Source organism: Aerosakkonema sp. BLCC-F183 (assembly GCF_041929145.1).
Taxonomy (GTDB): Bacteria; Cyanobacteriota; Cyanobacteriia; order Cyanobacteriales; family Aerosakkonemataceae; genus Aerosakkonema.
In genome coordinates, this window is record NZ_JBHFNU010000096.1 from 65,504 (window position 1) to 80,666 (window position 15,163).

Annotated in this window: 17 protein-coding genes; 7 read left to right on the forward strand and 10 right to left on the reverse strand. The window is 43.0% G+C overall.

Features of this window, described 5'->3' with window-relative positions:
* Positions 1-22: 22 nt before the first annotated feature.
* A complete protein-coding gene (locus ACE1CD_RS28240) occupies positions 23-199 on the forward strand; it encodes a hypothetical protein (RefSeq protein WP_374826929.1) in 177 nt (58 codons plus the stop codon).
* 74 nt (positions 200-273) lie between these two features.
* Here the strand turns inward: ACE1CD_RS28240 and glyS are convergent, their stop codons facing one another.
* The 7 genes from glyS to ACE1CD_RS28275 form a co-directional block, all read right to left on the reverse strand.
* On the reverse strand, positions 274-2,451 hold the full coding sequence (gene glyS / locus ACE1CD_RS28245; protein WP_374826930.1) for a glycine--tRNA ligase subunit beta: 2,178 nt from the start codon (positions 2,449-2,451) through the stop codon (positions 274-276).
* 32 nt (positions 2,452-2,483) lie between these two features.
* Positions 2,484-2,948 carry a DUF6334 family protein gene (locus ACE1CD_RS28250; RefSeq protein WP_374795882.1) on the reverse strand — a complete coding sequence of 155 codons (465 nt, stop codon included), beginning with the start codon at positions 2,946-2,948 and terminating at the stop codon, positions 2,484-2,486.
* Complete coding sequence (locus ACE1CD_RS28255) at positions 2,935-3,201, reverse strand: hypothetical protein (RefSeq protein WP_374795881.1); 267 nt, start codon at positions 3,199-3,201, stop codon at positions 2,935-2,937. The genes ACE1CD_RS28250 and ACE1CD_RS28255 overlap by 14 nt, the downstream gene beginning before the upstream one ends.
* A 15-nt stretch (positions 3,202-3,216) precedes the next feature.
* Positions 3,217-3,540 (reverse strand): DNA-binding protein, encoded by a 324-nt coding sequence (locus tag ACE1CD_RS28260; RefSeq protein WP_374795880.1) that lies wholly within the window; start codon positions 3,538-3,540, stop codon positions 3,217-3,219.
* The gene (locus ACE1CD_RS28265) at positions 3,512-3,856 is read right to left on the reverse strand and encodes a type II toxin-antitoxin system RelE/ParE family toxin (RefSeq protein ID WP_374795879.1); all 345 of its coding nucleotides are present in this window, start codon (positions 3,854-3,856) and stop codon (positions 3,512-3,514) included. The genes ACE1CD_RS28260 and ACE1CD_RS28265 overlap by 29 nt, the downstream gene beginning before the upstream one ends.
* 89 nt (positions 3,857-3,945) lie before the next feature.
* Entirely contained in the window at positions 3,946-4,269 is a 324-nt protein-coding gene (locus tag ACE1CD_RS28270) for a transcriptional regulator (protein WP_374795878.1), read from the reverse strand.
* 42 nt (positions 4,270-4,311) lie between these two features.
* Positions 4,312-6,174 (reverse strand): protein kinase, encoded by a 1,863-nt coding sequence (locus tag ACE1CD_RS28275; RefSeq protein ID WP_374795877.1) that lies wholly within the window; start codon positions 6,172-6,174, stop codon positions 4,312-4,314.
* Between the two features lie 82 nt (positions 6,175-6,256).
* Here ACE1CD_RS28275 and ACE1CD_RS28280 point away from each other — a divergent pair, with 82 nt between their 5' ends.
* Positions 6,257-6,490: a hypothetical protein gene (locus tag ACE1CD_RS28280; RefSeq protein WP_374795876.1), complete on the forward strand. Its 234-nt coding sequence runs from the start codon at positions 6,257-6,259 to the stop codon at positions 6,488-6,490.
* A 54-nt stretch (positions 6,491-6,544) separates the two neighbouring features.
* Here ACE1CD_RS28280 and ACE1CD_RS28285 read toward each other — a convergent pair whose 3' ends face one another.
* Together ACE1CD_RS28285 and ACE1CD_RS28290 are read right to left on the reverse strand one after the other, a co-directional pair.
* The gene (locus tag ACE1CD_RS28285; protein WP_374795875.1) at positions 6,545-7,435 is read right to left on the reverse strand and encodes an ABC transporter ATP-binding protein; all 891 of its coding nucleotides are present in this window, start codon (positions 7,433-7,435) and stop codon (positions 6,545-6,547) included.
* 144 nt (positions 7,436-7,579) lie between these two features.
* Positions 7,580-8,353: an ABC transporter permease gene (locus ACE1CD_RS28290; protein ID WP_374795874.1), complete on the reverse strand. Its 774-nt coding sequence runs from the start codon at positions 8,351-8,353 to the stop codon at positions 7,580-7,582.
* Positions 8,354-8,379: 26 nt separating this feature from the next.
* On the opposite strand from ACE1CD_RS28290, the gene ACE1CD_RS28295 reads away from it, so the two are divergent.
* From ACE1CD_RS28295 to ACE1CD_RS28315, 5 genes are all read left to right on the forward strand, one after another.
* Entirely contained in the window at positions 8,380-10,323 is a 1,944-nt protein-coding gene (locus ACE1CD_RS28295; protein ID WP_374826931.1) for an FAD-dependent oxidoreductase, read from the forward strand.
* A gap of 321 nt (positions 10,324-10,644) precedes the next feature.
* Positions 10,645-11,700 carry a Rieske 2Fe-2S domain-containing protein gene (locus ACE1CD_RS28300; protein WP_374795872.1) on the forward strand — a complete coding sequence of 352 codons (1,056 nt, stop codon included), beginning with the start codon at positions 10,645-10,647 and terminating at the stop codon, positions 11,698-11,700.
* A gap of 217 nt (positions 11,701-11,917) precedes the next feature.
* Positions 11,918-12,130 (forward strand): hypothetical protein, encoded by a 213-nt coding sequence (locus ACE1CD_RS28305; RefSeq protein WP_374795871.1) that lies wholly within the window; start codon positions 11,918-11,920, stop codon positions 12,128-12,130.
* A 16-nt stretch (positions 12,131-12,146) separates the two neighbouring features.
* The gene (locus ACE1CD_RS28310; protein WP_374795870.1) at positions 12,147-12,389 is read left to right on the forward strand and encodes a type II toxin-antitoxin system RelE/ParE family toxin; all 243 of its coding nucleotides are present in this window, start codon (positions 12,147-12,149) and stop codon (positions 12,387-12,389) included.
* Positions 12,390-12,458: 69 nt separating this feature from the next.
* Entirely contained in the window at positions 12,459-13,997 is a 1,539-nt protein-coding gene (locus ACE1CD_RS28315) for a protein kinase (RefSeq protein ID WP_374795869.1), read from the forward strand.
* 418 nt (positions 13,998-14,415) lie between these two features.
* Here ACE1CD_RS28315 and ACE1CD_RS28320 read toward each other — a convergent pair whose 3' ends face one another.
* On the reverse strand, positions 14,416-15,045 hold the full coding sequence (locus ACE1CD_RS28320) for a hypothetical protein (protein ID WP_374795867.1): 630 nt from the start codon (positions 15,043-15,045) through the stop codon (positions 14,416-14,418).
* Between the last annotated feature and the right edge of the window lie 118 nt (positions 15,046-15,163).

Genomic DNA, 15,163 nt, shown 5'->3' on the forward strand with positions numbered 1-15,163 from the left:
TGCGTAGACGATCGACAAACTTATGAGGGCAAAAATTATTCCTAATGGATTGCCGAATCCCGTACTCGTTATACAGGATATTATCATCACGAATAATACCAATATTAATGATATGGCAGAACTCCAATACGATCGCGCCGATTGTTGTGCCGAGTTGCGGATTAGTTCTAGTTCCTTCATTCCCTTTGTCCTCACTTAAAAGGTATGTGCGGAGAGAAATCGGGTTTCTGATTTCTAAACTGAAGAAACCCGGTTTCTTTGAGGTTATTAGCTTTAAGTTTTCACGATCGGGCCGAAATCTGCCAGCACTCGCGCATGATTTCGCAGCAATCCCAATAGATTTAAACGATTGCGCCTGACTTCTAAATTTTCATCCATTACTAACACACTTTCTGGGCCATCAAAAAATGTGCTGACTTTGGGAGTAATTTCGCTTAAAGCATCTACCAATTGTTGATAATTGCGCTGTTCTCGCGATGCTTTAGTTTGGGGAACAAGTTGGACGATCGCATCATAAAATGCTTGTTCTGATGCTTTCTCAAATAAGTTCGATCGCACAACTTCCGTGGGTTCCAATTGTTGCTTATCCAAATCTCCTTGTGCAGCGAGACGAGTAGAACGATTGACAGTTTCGTAGATTTCCGAAAGTTTGCCGTTGTTGCGGATTTCTTGTAGGAAAATAGCGCGATTTCGCACATCCAATAAATCTTTTAAGGCGCGTTCCGTATATTCTGGATCGTTTTCTCCCAAAACGGCATTTACTAAATCGTAATCTATGGTGCGATCGTCTTGCAGTAAAGTTCGTATCCGTTGCAGGAAAAACTCCTGTAATTGTGGCAATAATTCGCCCGATTTGGTTTTGGGATAAGCAGCAACAAAATCAGCGACAATTTGCTCAAGTAACTCCTGCAAATTCAGCGGTAATTCTGCTGTCCAAGTGATATTAACTACCGCATTTGCTGCCCGACGTAACGCAAAAGGATCTGCGGAACCTGTGGGCAACATTCCCAACCCGAAAATGCTTACCAAGGTATCGAGTCTGTCTGCCAAACCGACAACTTGACCTGTAATAGTTTGCGGTAATTTATCGCCTGCACCTCGCGGCAAATAATGTTCAAAAATCGCCGTTGCTACTGCTTCGGTTTCGCCACTCGCGGCTGCATATTTCTGTCCCATTACACCTTGCAATTCCGGGAATTCGCCTACCATTTGGGTAACGAGGTCAGCTTTGCACAGGAAAGCAGCGCGTTGGATATTTTTGCTATCTTCTGCGCTTAATTGCAGTTGGTGGCTAATTTTTCCGGCAATTTTGACGATGCGATCGACTTTGGCCTGCATCGTTCCCAATTCATCTTGAAATGTGACTTTTTCCAGTCGGGGAACATAACTTTCTAATGGTTTAGCCAAATCGGATTTGTAGAAATATTGACCGTCGGCTAACCGCGCCCGCACTACCCGCCCGTTACCTGCGGCGATCAAATCGGATTTAGCGGGATCTCCATTAGAAATAGTGATAAAATTCGGCAATAATTCCTTCGCTTCTGCTGTTTTGAATAGGGGGAAGTAGCGCTGGTGAGTTACCATCACCGTAGTAGTTACTTCCGGCGGTAAACTCAAGAAATCCTCATCAAATTTCCCCATCACAGCAGTAGGCCATTCTACCAAGTTGGTGACTTCTGCTAATAAATCCGGATAGATTTCTGCATAGCCGCTTTGATTTTTGGCAACCGCTTCAACTTGCTCTTTAATTCTGGCTTTTCTCAGTTCCGCATCGACTTCGACGAAACCGGAACGGAGAGTAGTCACATAATCTGTAGCGCGGGGGATTGTGACAGTCTTCCCCCCTGTGGACGGGGGGGATTGAGGGGGGGTTAAAACGCGATGGGTGTGGGAAATGCGATCGCTCTTAATTATCTCCGATCCATTCTCAATTTCCAGTGGTAAAACCGCATCATCTAATAATGTCACCAACCAAACTATAGGACGAGAAAACTTAATGTCTCCATCTCCCCAGCGCATAAAACGCTTACCTTCCAACTTAAAAATCCACTGGGGAATCAATTCCTTCAAAATATCAGCCGTAGCGCGTCCGGGAATGCTTTGCTTGACAAACACGAAATCGCCCTTATCCGTAGGACGCACTTCCAACGCCTCCAAAGCCACACCCTGCTTGCGGGCAAAACCTTCCGCCGCCTTGGTGGGTTGTCCATCCTTGAACGCCGCCGATGCTGGTGGGCCTTTGATTTCCTCTACTCTATCCGGTTGCTGTGCTGGTAAACCTTCAATCAGCACAGCCAAACGCCGGGGAGTTCCATATACATTAATAGTCTCATTTGTCAAGTATTGTTCCGAGAGACTTTTGGGAATAAGACTTTGCCATTGTTGGATGGCGCTACCGACAAAGCTGGCGGGGAGTTCTTCTGTACCGACTTCTAATAGAAAATTAGGCATAACCGAGGATTGAGTTGTCTAGCTAGAACAGTTTATCGCGATTCGACGGTTCTAGGGTTGTGCTGGAGTGGGGATGGCGCGTCAACTTGGCTATGCTGCAACTGAGTTTCAGATTTTACACGGTAAATTGCTTGGTGACGAAAAGCTTTGAGAACCGAACCTTCGGCAACAAAGGCAATGCTGGGACGCATATACTCGAACGCGAAAATCACTTGATCTCGATAACCTCGGTCATTTTCGCATATCCAAACTGTCATCAACTTTTTACCAAGTAAAGACTGACACCAAGATGGTGTATTTTCCGCAGAAGGTGCGTTAGTGGTTTCCTGTATTATTTCTATTTCATCAGTATCGGCAATTGGTAGCAGGGTAACTGTAGTATCTTGAAAGAATAATTGGATTTTATCCAGGCAAAGTTCATGGCTAGAAAATTCTGTATCTTCTAGTGTTGATACTGATGTTAGAGGTTGTCCGATCGGAAATTCATCTGTTGCCATATTTTTCTCTCTTTTTCCTTGCTTGTTTGAGTATTTTAATTGCAGTTTCAGCGTCAGCGTCTCCTTCAGCAGCGAGATTAGCTAATTCACCTACTTTGAGATTTTGATAATCCGATCGTAACTGATTAACCTGACCTTGACCGCCGCCACGTTCTCGAATTGCATCGGCAATAGTGTAATCTTTGAGGTTAACAAGATTGCCGAGTTTTTTCTCACCACCTGGAGTAAGCTGAATTCCTTCTTGTTCAGTCATTGATAGTATTAGGTATCACGCTTGAGGTTCTTTCGGTAAAATAGCAACTCGAAAACCCAGCTTATCCATTAATTCAATAAAAGTATAAATTTCAGCAGCATTACTTTCCGTTAGCATTCGTTCGAGGTTTTCATGCAACTGTTTTGTTGCATCGGAAAGTCGATCGCTTTTTGCCCAAGACTCAACCACATTTCTAATTGCCTTGCGTAATAATACTGGTTGATCGCCTCCTTCTTCTAGCACTACTTCAATATAACCAGCAGCTTCTTCACGGTTTTTCAGAGATTCAATTAGGTAGTCGTGATAGCTATCACTCGTTGGCGTTTTCAGATTTTTCATAATCAGCCCAATACTCCTTAGCTTTGCGAATATCTCGATCTTGAGTGCTTTTATCTCCGCCACAGAGGAGAAGTACAATAATAGATCCTATTTGTCCAAAGTAAACTCGATAACCAGGGCCATAATCAATTCTAAGCTCAAAAACTCCTTCTCCAACTGAACGGCAATCCCCCAGATTACCCTCCTCAATTCGGTCAAGCCTCAACTGAATGCGGTTTTTGGCTTTTGTATCTCGAAGGGAATCCAACCACTGAGCAAAAGGAACTCTGCCATCTTGGGTAATATAACGTCGAATTTGCTTTGGTTGTACTTCCATGATTTTATCGTAATTCAGCAGTTGTGCGATCGCTCTCTCGATCGCACAAATCGCATCATATCAAAATCGGGCAAGTCTGTTGTCATGTATCACACTTCAATTTCTTTCGGTAAAATCGCAACTCGAAAACCTAGCTTATCCATTAATTCAATAAAAGTATAAATTTCAACAGCATTACTTTCTGTCAGTATTCCATCGAGTTTTTCATGCAACTGTTTTGTTGATTCGGAGAGGCGAGCGCTTTTTTCCCAAGCCTCAATCACCTTTCTAAGCGCGTTTCGGAGTAGTTCTGGTTCGGGTTCTTTTTCCTCTAAAATAGCTTCTATGTAGCCAGCAGCGTGTTCTGGGTCTTTCAGACATTCAATTAGGAACTCGCGGTAGCGATCGCTAGTTGGAATTTTCACGCTTTTCATATTCTTCCCAATACTCTCGATCCTACTACCTGATAGCAAAATTTAAACAGACACCAGCCAAATTTTAATTGTATTGTCAGAACTGCCACTCGCGAGAATTCGACCATCTGGAGTGAAAGCAACAGAATTAACCGCACCAGAATGACCATTGAAAGTGCCAATATTTTTTAGATGGTCTTCTATACTCCACAGTTTGATTGTTTTATCTGCACTACCACTACCAAGAATTTTTCCATCGGGACTAAAGGCAACAGTATCAACTGAGGCAGAATGCTGTCCAGGTATTTCCCAAGTACATTCTTTAGTGTTTATATCCCACAGTCTGATTGTTTTGTCTTCGCTGCCACTAGCGAGAATTTTTCCGTTAGGACTGAACGCAACAGAACGAACGCTTCCCGAATGTCCAGAAACATTAGAACTAATCCCTAATCGACTGAGGAATACTCCAAAAAATCCTTGTTTCCAAATCTTAATTTTTGTGTTCTGACTTCCACCAGCTATGCTCTTACCATCAGGACTTAAAGCAATAGTATTTATACCTTCTGCACCAGATAAAAAATCCACATATTTACCCGTATTCGTCTTCCAAGTTTTGATATGACCGTCAGCTTTACAAAGGCTAGCAATAAACTGTCCGTCAAAATTAAATGCGACAGAATTTACACGTCCTAAATGCTTATATATTGTCCAATTACCAATAGTACGAAGCAGTTGACCATTTGTAAAGTTCCAAACTCTAATTTTACCATCCTCACAACCAGCAGCAAGAGTCTGCCTATCAGGACTAATCGCTACTGATAAAACTGCACCCGATTTTTTATCAGATAGAGTGCGAAGCAGTTGAGCGCTATCGATATTCCAAATTTTGACAGTACCATCAAAACTAGCACTGGCAAGAGTTTGCCCATCAGCACTGATAGCAATAGACGTAACCCAATTTGAATGTCCAGTTAAAGTTCGCAAACACCTGGAATTCTGAGTTTGAGATGTTGATGAAGAAGTTTGATTGCGCTTGGACACAACCGTATTAGGATTCAGCGCGTAGAGTACCTCATCAGCTGATTGGTAACGTCGCTTCGGGGCAAGTTCCAACATTTTATCTAGGATTTGACCGAGCGAATCACTTACTGGACTAATTAAATGTTCTCGCCACACCCAAACACCTTCATCAACATCAAATAATTGCAAAGGCTCGCTTCCAGTTAGCAGACAAATACAAGTAACTCCCAAACTATAAATATCGCTACCAAAACCTACTTTACCTGCATTTTGTTCGGGCGCAACATAACCCGGAGTGCCAATCACCGTCCCCGTTTTTTGCAAAGCAGTTCCAGTTGCGAACTTAGCCGCACCAAAATCAACTAAAACCAACTGACCGTTGTTACTGCGGCGAATAATATTTTCCGGTTTGATATCTCGATGAATTACTTGGCGTTCGTGAATAAACTTAAAAGCTGGCAATAAATTGTTTAAAAGTAGCCAAATTTTTTGTTCGCTAAAAGCTCCTTGCTGTGCTAACTCTTTCAACAAATCCTGACCTTCAATAAACTGCTGCACGAGGTACAAATATTTGTCTTCTTCAAAGTAGGCTAACAGAGTCGGAATTTGGGGATGTTCTCCCAATTCTTGCAGTCGCTTTGCCTCTTGCTCGAATAATTCTATAGCTTTTTGCAGTGCGCCAGTTCCTTGCAGTTGCGGTGCAAATTGCTTAACGATACAGCGTTCTTTTAATTTATCTACATCTTCAGCTAAATAGGTGCGTCCAAATCCTCCCCTACCAATTGGTTGGATAACACGGTAGCGGTTTCTCAGCAGAGGCACCAGTTTTGAGCCACAACTCTGGCAAAACTTTGTCCCATCAGGATTGAAAGGTTTCTGGCAATCGGGGTTGAGGCAGCAGATCATAATCCGTCATCTCTCTGTGATTATATTCTATTATATGCGGCACATATTGTTAGAATTAAGAAAATTAATTCAGGAGAATCAAATGGTAACGCTGCAACTGCGGCAATTGGGCGTACCGCCTGGACATCGGGTATTATTCCATGATGTAAGTTGGCAGGAATTTGAGGCAATTTTAGAAGAATTGGGAGAAAAACGTACTTCTCGATTAGCTTATATTAACGGAACTTTGGAGATTAGGGTGCCACTACCAGAACATGAGAAAGCTAAGGTAATTATTGGTGATTTAGTGAAAGCTTTGCTGTTATCTATCGACTGAAAGAGATAGGGGGTTTTGTTATAAAAATTCTGCTGGAGAACTCGAACATAATTTTTAATTTTGTGTCACCTCCACATAAATATGTTCCAAACGCACAGGCGATCGCGCGATCGCATCCACAGCAATCCCATCAAAACAAGCAATAATTTCCTTCAATTCCAAATGTTTTGGCAACCAAAAAGCCAAGTCATTACCGTAGCGACGGTGAGTGAAACCGAGTTGTTTGGCGCGTGCGATCGCACTCTCCTCATCTCGCGTTTGCACCACAATAATTTCCTGCGCCGGAATCAATTCTCGCAACGCAGACAAACTCCCCTCAACCACAATTCGCCCACCTTTAATAATACCAATCTTATCGCAAAGCCGCTCAGCCTCATCCAACAAATGCGTCGTCAACAAAACAGTAATACCCTGCTTTTTCAGATTCCGAATTAACTCCCAAACCTCATAACGCGCCTCAATATCCAAACCCGTCGTCGGTTCATCCAAAATCACCAACTTCGGCTGATGTACCAAAGCCACAGCAATATTCAACCGTCGCTTCATCCCACCGCTGAGAGTTTCCACCGGACTCTTAGCCCTATCTACCAAATTAACCGCTTCCAAACAAACTTGTACCTGTTCCCAACGCTGCTGTGCTGATAACCCGTAAATCCGCGCAAAAAAATCCAAATTTTCCGCACAAGTGAGACTGTTGTAAAGTAAATTATCTTGCGGCGCTACCCCTATCAGCGATTTAGTCGCCTCAGAAATCGGTTGCTTATTAAGCGTAATTTCTCCCCTATCCTCCTTCAGCAAATTACATATTATATTGATAGTAGTAGTCTTCCCAGCGCCATTTGGCCCCAACAAACCGTAAATTTCACCGGGTCGAACGTGCAGGGTCAAATCCTGAAGAACTTGTCGCTTCCCAAAAGACTTACTTAACCTTTTGATATGCAGCATAAAACCTAGTATCCTAACTTCGTATAGAGCCTTTTTTTTAACGCAAAGTACGCAGAGGTTCTCGCAGAGGTACGCAGAGAAAGAATTTTTCTTTGCGACCCTTTGCGTTTCCCTTTGCGACCCTTTGCGTTAAAATAAATACTCTCACAACCTCCTCTCTACACTTAACATTCGCCGATAGCACAGCCATCCCGCTCCCATCATTAAAATAGCAAAAGCATATAAAAACCAAAAATGAAACTCAATATCAGCAAAACTTTTTCCCTCATCAGACACTTGTAAAAACGCCTGAATCATATGGTAAACTGGGTTATATTTAGCTAGATTCAGTAGAGTCTTAGGAAACACGAAACTTGGCACAAACGCACCCCCCAAAATTAACAGAGGCACACCAAAAGCCGCCACCAAAGCATTGACATCTTCAGTGCGACGCGCAAATTGCGTACCGAGAACAAACCCTACACCAACATACGAGATAATACTTAGTAAAATAATAATTCCTCCCAGCAGGATAGAACCTTGAAACTTGGCTTGCCAAAAAGCCGCAATTGTGTATATTAGGAGAGTTTGACCGATACCTATGCAGCTGTGAGCTACAAAAATGCCCAGAAAGTAAGAAATTCCGCTTAGCGGCGAGATAAACAGACGCTTGAGGGTTTGCTGTTCTCGTTCTGACACCACGGTTGCTACACTACCACCCAGGCAGCTAAAAAACAACGCCGCACCGACCACCGTTGTGGGGGCAGCGTATTCAAAAGCCTGAGCCATTGACAGTTGGGCGCGTTCTGCCACAATAAAACCGTTAAGTAAAAGGACAGAAACCGGAAAGATACACCAAAAAATCAGGCTGCGTCGCCGTCGCAACAATTCAATCAAAATTCGCTGCGCCACAGCCAGCGTTTCGCGCCAATATTTCATTGTGTGAGGAGTCAGTAGGGTAGTTCATGAATCCATTATCAAGGTACGCGCTTTCGCAGCCCATTTCCCGACGCACATTATTTAAGATGTTCGGTGTCGGTGCAGTCAGCGGTATAGTCGGATACTCGCGGTTTTCCAAGCCGCAGCCGACTGTCTTTCAGAAAGATAGCCTAGATTTGCCGCGCTGGTTGAATCGTCCTATTAGCGTCGCAGTCATTGGAGGTGGGTTGGCAGGATTAGCCAGTGCCTACGAACTCAGCCAAAGGGGTTTCGCCGTCACCCTTTTAGAACGTGCGCCGCAGTTGGGAGGCAAAATCGCCAGTTGGCCTATCCAAGTCGGCGATGAAACTTTTATGATGGAACACGGGTTTCACGGCTTTTTTCCCCAGTATTATAACCTCAAGAGTTTAGTTACCGAACTGGGAATTAAAGACAACTTTGTAGATTTGAAATTCTATTCGGTTGTTTATCGAGATAAATACAAACCAGAAGTATTTCGCCCCAGTCATTCAGCTTTTCCCTGGAATATTGTAGATTTGGCAATAGCATCTCCGAACAGATTAACTTGGGGAATCAATCTGACTAAGTGGGAACATTGGCAAGTTTTCCGGGCGATTACTGGTTTCCAAACTGAAAGAACTTTTCAGAATCTTGACAACATCTCAGTTTCGGAGTGGGTTGAGAAAGAATTTCCCAGAGGACTTTATGACTTGTACTTTCTCCCGTTTGCCAAATCTAGTTTGAATGCGCCAGATAAAATGAGTGTGGGAGAATTAATGCAGTTTTTCCACTTTTACTTTTTTGGCAATCCGGAGGGGTTAGCTTTCAACGGCACTAAGGATGATATGGGTACGAGTTTGGTACAACCCATTGCGAGGGCAATTGAAAGTAAGGGCGGTAAAATAATTACATCTGCAACGGTTAGAGAAATTAATTGTTCCGAAGGAAAGATTGCTTCGTTGAGTTATCAGCAAGGGAATGGCGGTAGCGATGTTCCTTTTTGGGTAACTCGCAATGATGTTATCGCCGATGACAAGATGGAATATTTCGGCGCTGGTGATGAAGTTTTTGTCGCTAAGTCTGGTGAAACTGAAGCGATTTCTCTCACTTGCACTCACCAAGGTTGCACTGTTCAGAAACAAGCGAATGGTGAGTTTCACTGTCCCTGTCACGGTGCGGTTTTCGACGCTGACGGTAAAGTGGTGAAAGGGCCAGCACAAAGAGATTTGCCCAGATACAAAATTGTACAGCGACAGGGCGATCGATCGCAATTACTCGCCGCCACCAATTCCCCACAACAAACATCTGCGGAAACTATCAAAGCAGATTACTACGTCATCGCCGCAGATGTGCCGGGAGTGCAGCACTTATTTACTTTAATGACTGGCAATATAGATAACCGAGTGCAGACACAGGTAGCCAAATTGAGTATAGCAGACCCGTTTGCCGTGTGTAGATTTTGGTTCGATCGCGACTTTGAATGGTCGCAAAGTTGGTTTACCTCCCTCTCCGGTTATCGCCTCACAGACAGCATCACCCTCTACCACCGCATCCAAACACAATTTATTGAATGGGCGAAAAAAACTGGCGGTAGCGTTGTCGAGTTACACGCCTATTGCTACAAAGAAAAAGAATTTCCCACTCAGGAAGCATTACTCGCTACTTTCCAGCAAGAACTGTACGAAATTGTACCAGAACTCAAGGAAGCCAATATCTTACACCGCGAATTAGTCAATCAGAAAAACTTCTCAGGTTATCCACCAAATAGTTATGCAGAACGACCCCAAACCAGCACAGCAATTCCCAACCTAATGTTTGCCGGAGATTGGGTAAAAATGCCCTTCCCTTGCGGCTTAATGGAACGCGCAATCAGTAGCGGATTACTCGCAGCAAACGAAATCCTGCATCGCGAAGGTTTGCAGAGGCGTCCCCTACTTTCCGTCAACCCAGAAGGTGTTTTGAAAATTTGAAATTTCACCGCAGATGAACCTCTGGGTACGTAGTTGCGCTTTAGCGCTCTTATCCTAGTTGATATAATAACTCAAGTTGCTATTTACATGAAGTAGGGTGCGTCAGAGCCATATAATTAATGATAATCGCCAAAATTCTGCCTGCTGACGCACCCTACAGACTCAAAATTAATAACTAGCAACTTGGGTTAATAGCGCTAAAGCACAACAACTTACCTAATACCAGCCTCAATTATATAACTAGCAACTTGCGTTACTATCTGCGTTCATCTGCGTTCATCTGCGGTAAAAAAATAACTTATCAACAAAATTAATACCCTTATGACCTCCCTTTCCTCAGTCAACCAATCTCGCGATGTTCGTCAACTAGGAATCAATCCAAATCACTGGTACGTTGTCGCCAGCAGCGCAGAGGTGAAAACCCAACCTTTCGCCCTCACCCTCTGGCATCAACCAATAGTTATTTATCGAGATAGTGCAGGTAAAATCCACGCTTTAGAAGATAGATGTCCCCATCGTCAAGTTAAACTAAGCCACGGTAAAGTTATCGGTGACAACTTAGAATGCGCCTATCACGGATGGCGTTTTAATGGCGATGGTCAATGTGCCGAAGTTCCCTACTTAGCAGCCAATCAAAAATTACCAAATTGTCAGATTCGCCGCTATCCCGTCCAAGAGAAAGATGGTTTCATCTGGCTATTTCCCGGAGATGAAGCTTTAGCTGAAACTATCTCGCCTATGGGATTACCGGAATGGGAACATCTCAATTATATAGGTAGTGTGGCAATTATTCAGTGTCAAGCCCACTATTCCTATTTAATCGAAAACTTGATGGATATGTATCACGGACATTTGCATCAAGACTGGCAAGCTTGGGCAGACCCCGTGCTGCAAGATATTGACGAAGACAATAACCGCGTTGATGCTCACTATCAAGCCCAAAGTTATTATAAAATAGATAAAATATGGTCAATTTCGCAATTATTTTTCCCAGCTTTGCGGCGTCTGCATCCCGAACCGTTGGATGTGAGTTACGTTTATCCGCACTGGGTTTCAACATTAGGAAAAGATTTTAAGATTTACTGTTTGCCTTGTCCGGTGAATGAAACCGAAACTCGCGCTTATCTGATTCATTTCACATCGCTGAATGCGTTTTGGCGTTTGCACAAATTGCCCGTATGGTTTCGGCGATTCGTGAAAGATATTTGCTTTAATGCAGCGAAAGGTTTACTCGATGGTTTGGTGCGTCAGGATGTGGAAATGATTGAGGAGGAACAGCAGGCGTATTTGCAGAATCCTGACAGGAAGAATTATGAATTAAATCGGGCTTTGGTTAGTGTGCAAAAGTTGATGAGGAGTCAGGTGGAGAGGAAATGATATCGATTTTGGATAATGGAATTGAAACTGTGTGCTAATAATTCGGGGTTTGGTTTCATGCAGACAGGACACTTATAGCGGTTTTCAGTTGCATAAACTACGCTCCATAAATCCGGTTTCTTGAAGAAACCGGGTTTCTCTGTACCACACTCACCTGAAAGCGACTGTATGCTGTATAATATCCATAGTGAAACTATTGTGAATTACCAAGTCAATAATGCTGAAAATTCATAAAAACATTGTTCTTGACGAAAATCAGCAACCCATAGCCGTACAAATTCCGATTGCTGAATTTGAGAAAATTGAGGAAATATTAGAAGATTACGGATTGGCAAAGTTAATCGCAGAAGCTAAGAATGAAGAACGACTTTCCAAGGAAGAAGCTTTAAGCTACTATAAATTTATAAAGGGAAGTGATGTGGAAAGTTGAATACACTAGGCGATTTTTGAAAGAACTTGCAGCTTTGCCAGCAGAGATACAAAGCCGAGTCGAACCTATCGTTTTTCAAGAATTGGAGTCAGAAAATCCTTTTGAGTTAGGATATTTGCAAAAATTGAAAGGTTATAGCGATAAATATAAGATTCGTGTAGGTGTCTATCGAATTGGCATCACGGTTGAGGAAGAGACAAACACCTTAATTTGTGAAAGAATTGCTCATCGAAAAGAGATTTACAGAATTTTTCCTTGAAATGCTTGACCTCTCCCCCAATCAAGGGAAGATTGTAAGATAGATTCAATTTGTCAATCTCTCGCCAGTATGAGCTATTGCCTCAATCCCAATTGTCCCAAACCGCAAAACCAACCAGGGACAGCTTTTTGCTTCAGTTGCGGTAAAAAGTTGCTGCTGGACGATCGCTATCGTGCAACTGATTTTCTCGGTGCTGGCGGTATGGGCAGAAATTTTTTAGCGGTGGATGAAAGGACACCCTCAAAAAAGCGCTGCGTGATTAAGCAATTTTCCCCACATCCTGAGATTGTCAAAAGCCCAGCAGATTTCCAGAAGGCGGTAGAACTTTTTAACCGTGAGGCGGTAATGCTCGATCGACTAGGCGATGAGTCTCCCCAAATTCCACGCTTACTTGCTTATTTGGAACAAGATACACAATTATATTTCGTGCAAGAATTCATCGACGGGCAGAATTTACTTCAGGAGTTAGAACAAAAGGGAACTTACAACGAACCACAAACTTACCAGTTATTAAAGGATTTGCTACCTCTCTTGAAATTCATACATCAAAAAGGTGTAATTCACCGGGATATTAAGCCTGAAAATATTATGCGCCGCCAAAATGGTCAACTGGTGCTGATTGATTTTGGTATTTCCAAAGAATTGAGTGGAACGGTTAGTTATTTAGGGACAACTGTGGGAACTTTGGGTTATGCACCACCGGAACAAATGACTTATGGTGTAGCTTATCCCGCAAGTGATATTTATGCTTTGGGTGTGACTTGTATTCATTTAATGACTAATGTTTGTCCAGATGAATTATTTAACCCCCAGGAAAATCGGTGGTTATGGGGAGATGTTTTGGGATCGAATGGGATTTATATTAGTCAACAGTTGGGGCAAATTTTAGAGAAAATGCTGAAAATAGATCTAGGGGAAAGGTATAAATCAGTTGATGAGGTAATAAAAGATTTGAATCCTCTAATGGTTGGGATTTGGTATGGCGAGTTTGACAATGCTCCTGCTAGTCTGACTATTACTCATCAATCAGGTAATTCGTTTAGTGGAGTTCTCACAGTTCAATATAGTAAAGGTCTTTCTCGTATCGCGATTAAAGGCAACCTTGACCACAAAACAAATAATCTAAATATAGGAGAAATCCGTGTATTATCGGAACCTAAGCGAGGAGTATGGGTACTAGGGAAAAATCAAGGGCAATTGTCATCAAATAAAAAACAAATATCTGGCACAGGGGAAGGCTACGGTTCATACTATTGGTCATTTTCTAAAGCAGAAGCAAGCGATGAAATTTGGTATGGCGAATTTGGTAACAAGTCAGCTACTATGATTTTACATCGTCGCTCAAATAACTCATTTGAGGGAAATTTGACTGTTAAAGAGTGGGTAGGGCAAAATAAAATTAAAATTGAAGTTAGTCTCATCTCCAATCTTAATAAAATAAGGATAAAAGAGATAGAAGTTCTTCCTGAATCGGTAGGATGGTGGAAGCTAGTAGAAAACAACGAAGGATTTTTATCGTCAGATGCCAAAAAAATGTATGGTCGTGGTAAAGGTTACAGTTCATATTCGTGGTCATTTTATAAGGAAGATATGGATAGTTTTTCTTAGTGTTATTACAGGTATAAAATTAAATCATGGAAGCACCCCCAAGAGAAATTCGACCTTATATTACGCCTGATGGCAGAATTCCGAAAATGCCAACTAGCGATCGCTACCGCGAGTTTCTAATTGAATGTCTGAAAGACCCATAACACGCTGCTGGCTACATAGAAGCTATTTTAGAGGAAAAAGACCCCGAACCAGAACTACTCCGAAACGCGGTTAGAAAGGTTATAGAGGCTTGTGCAAAAAGCGATCGACTTTCGGATTCAGCGAAGCAGTTGCATGAAAAGCTCGATCGAATCCTAACAGAAAGTAATGCTACTGAAATTTACACTTTTATTGAATTACTGGATGCACTGGGTTTTCAAGTAGCGATCGCACCCAAAGATCCTGAGTCCTAAATGCGATCGCCTCTTTTACCAGTTTATCGCTTCGGTAGCAGCGGACGCATAATCAAATAACCAGCACCGAATGCCGTCACCACAATCATAACGATCGCCAGCGTCAACCACCAGCCATTCACCTCAGAGCTTTTTTCTGGCTGGGAACGACGACGGTGGCGGACTTCCGGCTGTTCGATCACCATTTTTTCTTGCAAAGGTGAAACGTCGGGCTCCATATCTGCGAAAATATTAGCAGTGTCAACCGCAGACGCCGAAGGTGCAGCAGGAGGAACCGAGCTGCGGCGGCGAGGCATGGGACGCGCTGACTGGATGGGCCGAGTTGGTTCGGGCCTTAATTCTGGATGAGTTTCGGGATAGCTGTGGGGAATCTGACTCCAGCCAACGGTTGTGGATGTGTCAGCTGTTTGCTGTAAATGCAGCGCGGCGTGAACAACCTTTTCGATTTCCCGACGCAGCTGTTGATTGTGTTGCGATAGTTGTTGATTTTGGTTGTTCAACGAGTCTAACATCACCTTAGTTGCTTGCAACTCTGCTGCCAATTCTCGATAGAGCGAAATTGGTACGGAAGGTGAGTAAGCTCCTGGTGCTTGGGGATGATGACCTGCACTCGCATGGGACACCGATTGCTTGGGATTGAAGTTAGATGTCATAAAGCTCACGATCGTTTGGGAAATCCCGCACCTAACGGTCGGGGAGGAAGTAAGACGCTTTACCTAGAATTGCGTCAGACAGAGGCAACCTGTAGAACAACTATGCCTCAGAATAATC

Coding starts and splice junctions, on each gene's coding strand:
- ACE1CD_RS28240 (WP_374826929.1), top strand. CDS start 23: ATGAGGGCAAAAATTATTCCTAATGGATTGCCGAATCCCGTACTCGTT.
- glyS (WP_374826930.1), bottom strand. CDS start 2,451: ATGCCTAATTTTCTATTAGAAGTCGGTACAGAAGAACTCCCCGCCAGC.
- ACE1CD_RS28250 (WP_374795882.1), bottom strand. CDS start 2,948: ATGGCAACAGATGAATTTCCGATCGGACAACCTCTAACATCAGTATCA.
- ACE1CD_RS28255 (WP_374795881.1), bottom strand. CDS start 3,201: ATGACTGAACAAGAAGGAATTCAGCTTACTCCAGGTGGTGAGAAAAAA.
- ACE1CD_RS28260 (WP_374795880.1), bottom strand. CDS start 3,540: ATGAAAAATCTGAAAACGCCAACGAGTGATAGCTATCACGACTACCTA.
- ACE1CD_RS28265 (WP_374795879.1), bottom strand. CDS start 3,856: ATGGAAGTACAACCAAAGCAAATTCGACGTTATATTACCCAAGATGGC.
- ACE1CD_RS28270 (WP_374795878.1), bottom strand. CDS start 4,269: ATGAAAAGCGTGAAAATTCCAACTAGCGATCGCTACCGCGAGTTCCTA.
- ACE1CD_RS28275 (WP_374795877.1), bottom strand. CDS start 6,174: ATGATCTGCTGCCTCAACCCCGATTGCCAGAAACCTTTCAATCCTGAT.
- ACE1CD_RS28280 (WP_374795876.1), top strand. CDS start 6,257: ATGGTAACGCTGCAACTGCGGCAATTGGGCGTACCGCCTGGACATCGG.
- ACE1CD_RS28285 (WP_374795875.1), bottom strand. CDS start 7,435: ATGCTGCATATCAAAAGGTTAAGTAAGTCTTTTGGGAAGCGACAAGTT.
- ACE1CD_RS28290 (WP_374795874.1), bottom strand. CDS start 8,353: ATGAAATATTGGCGCGAAACGCTGGCTGTGGCGCAGCGAATTTTGATT.
- ACE1CD_RS28295 (WP_374826931.1), top strand. CDS start 8,380: ATGAATCCATTATCAAGGTACGCGCTTTCGCAGCCCATTTCCCGACGC.
- ACE1CD_RS28300 (WP_374795872.1), top strand. CDS start 10,645: ATGACCTCCCTTTCCTCAGTCAACCAATCTCGCGATGTTCGTCAACTA.
- ACE1CD_RS28305 (WP_374795871.1), top strand. CDS start 11,918: ATGCTGAAAATTCATAAAAACATTGTTCTTGACGAAAATCAGCAACCC.
- ACE1CD_RS28315 (WP_374795869.1), top strand. CDS start 12,459: ATGAGCTATTGCCTCAATCCCAATTGTCCCAAACCGCAAAACCAACCA.
- ACE1CD_RS28320 (WP_374795867.1), bottom strand. CDS start 15,045: ATGACATCTAACTTCAATCCCAAGCAATCGGTGTCCCATGCGAGTGCA.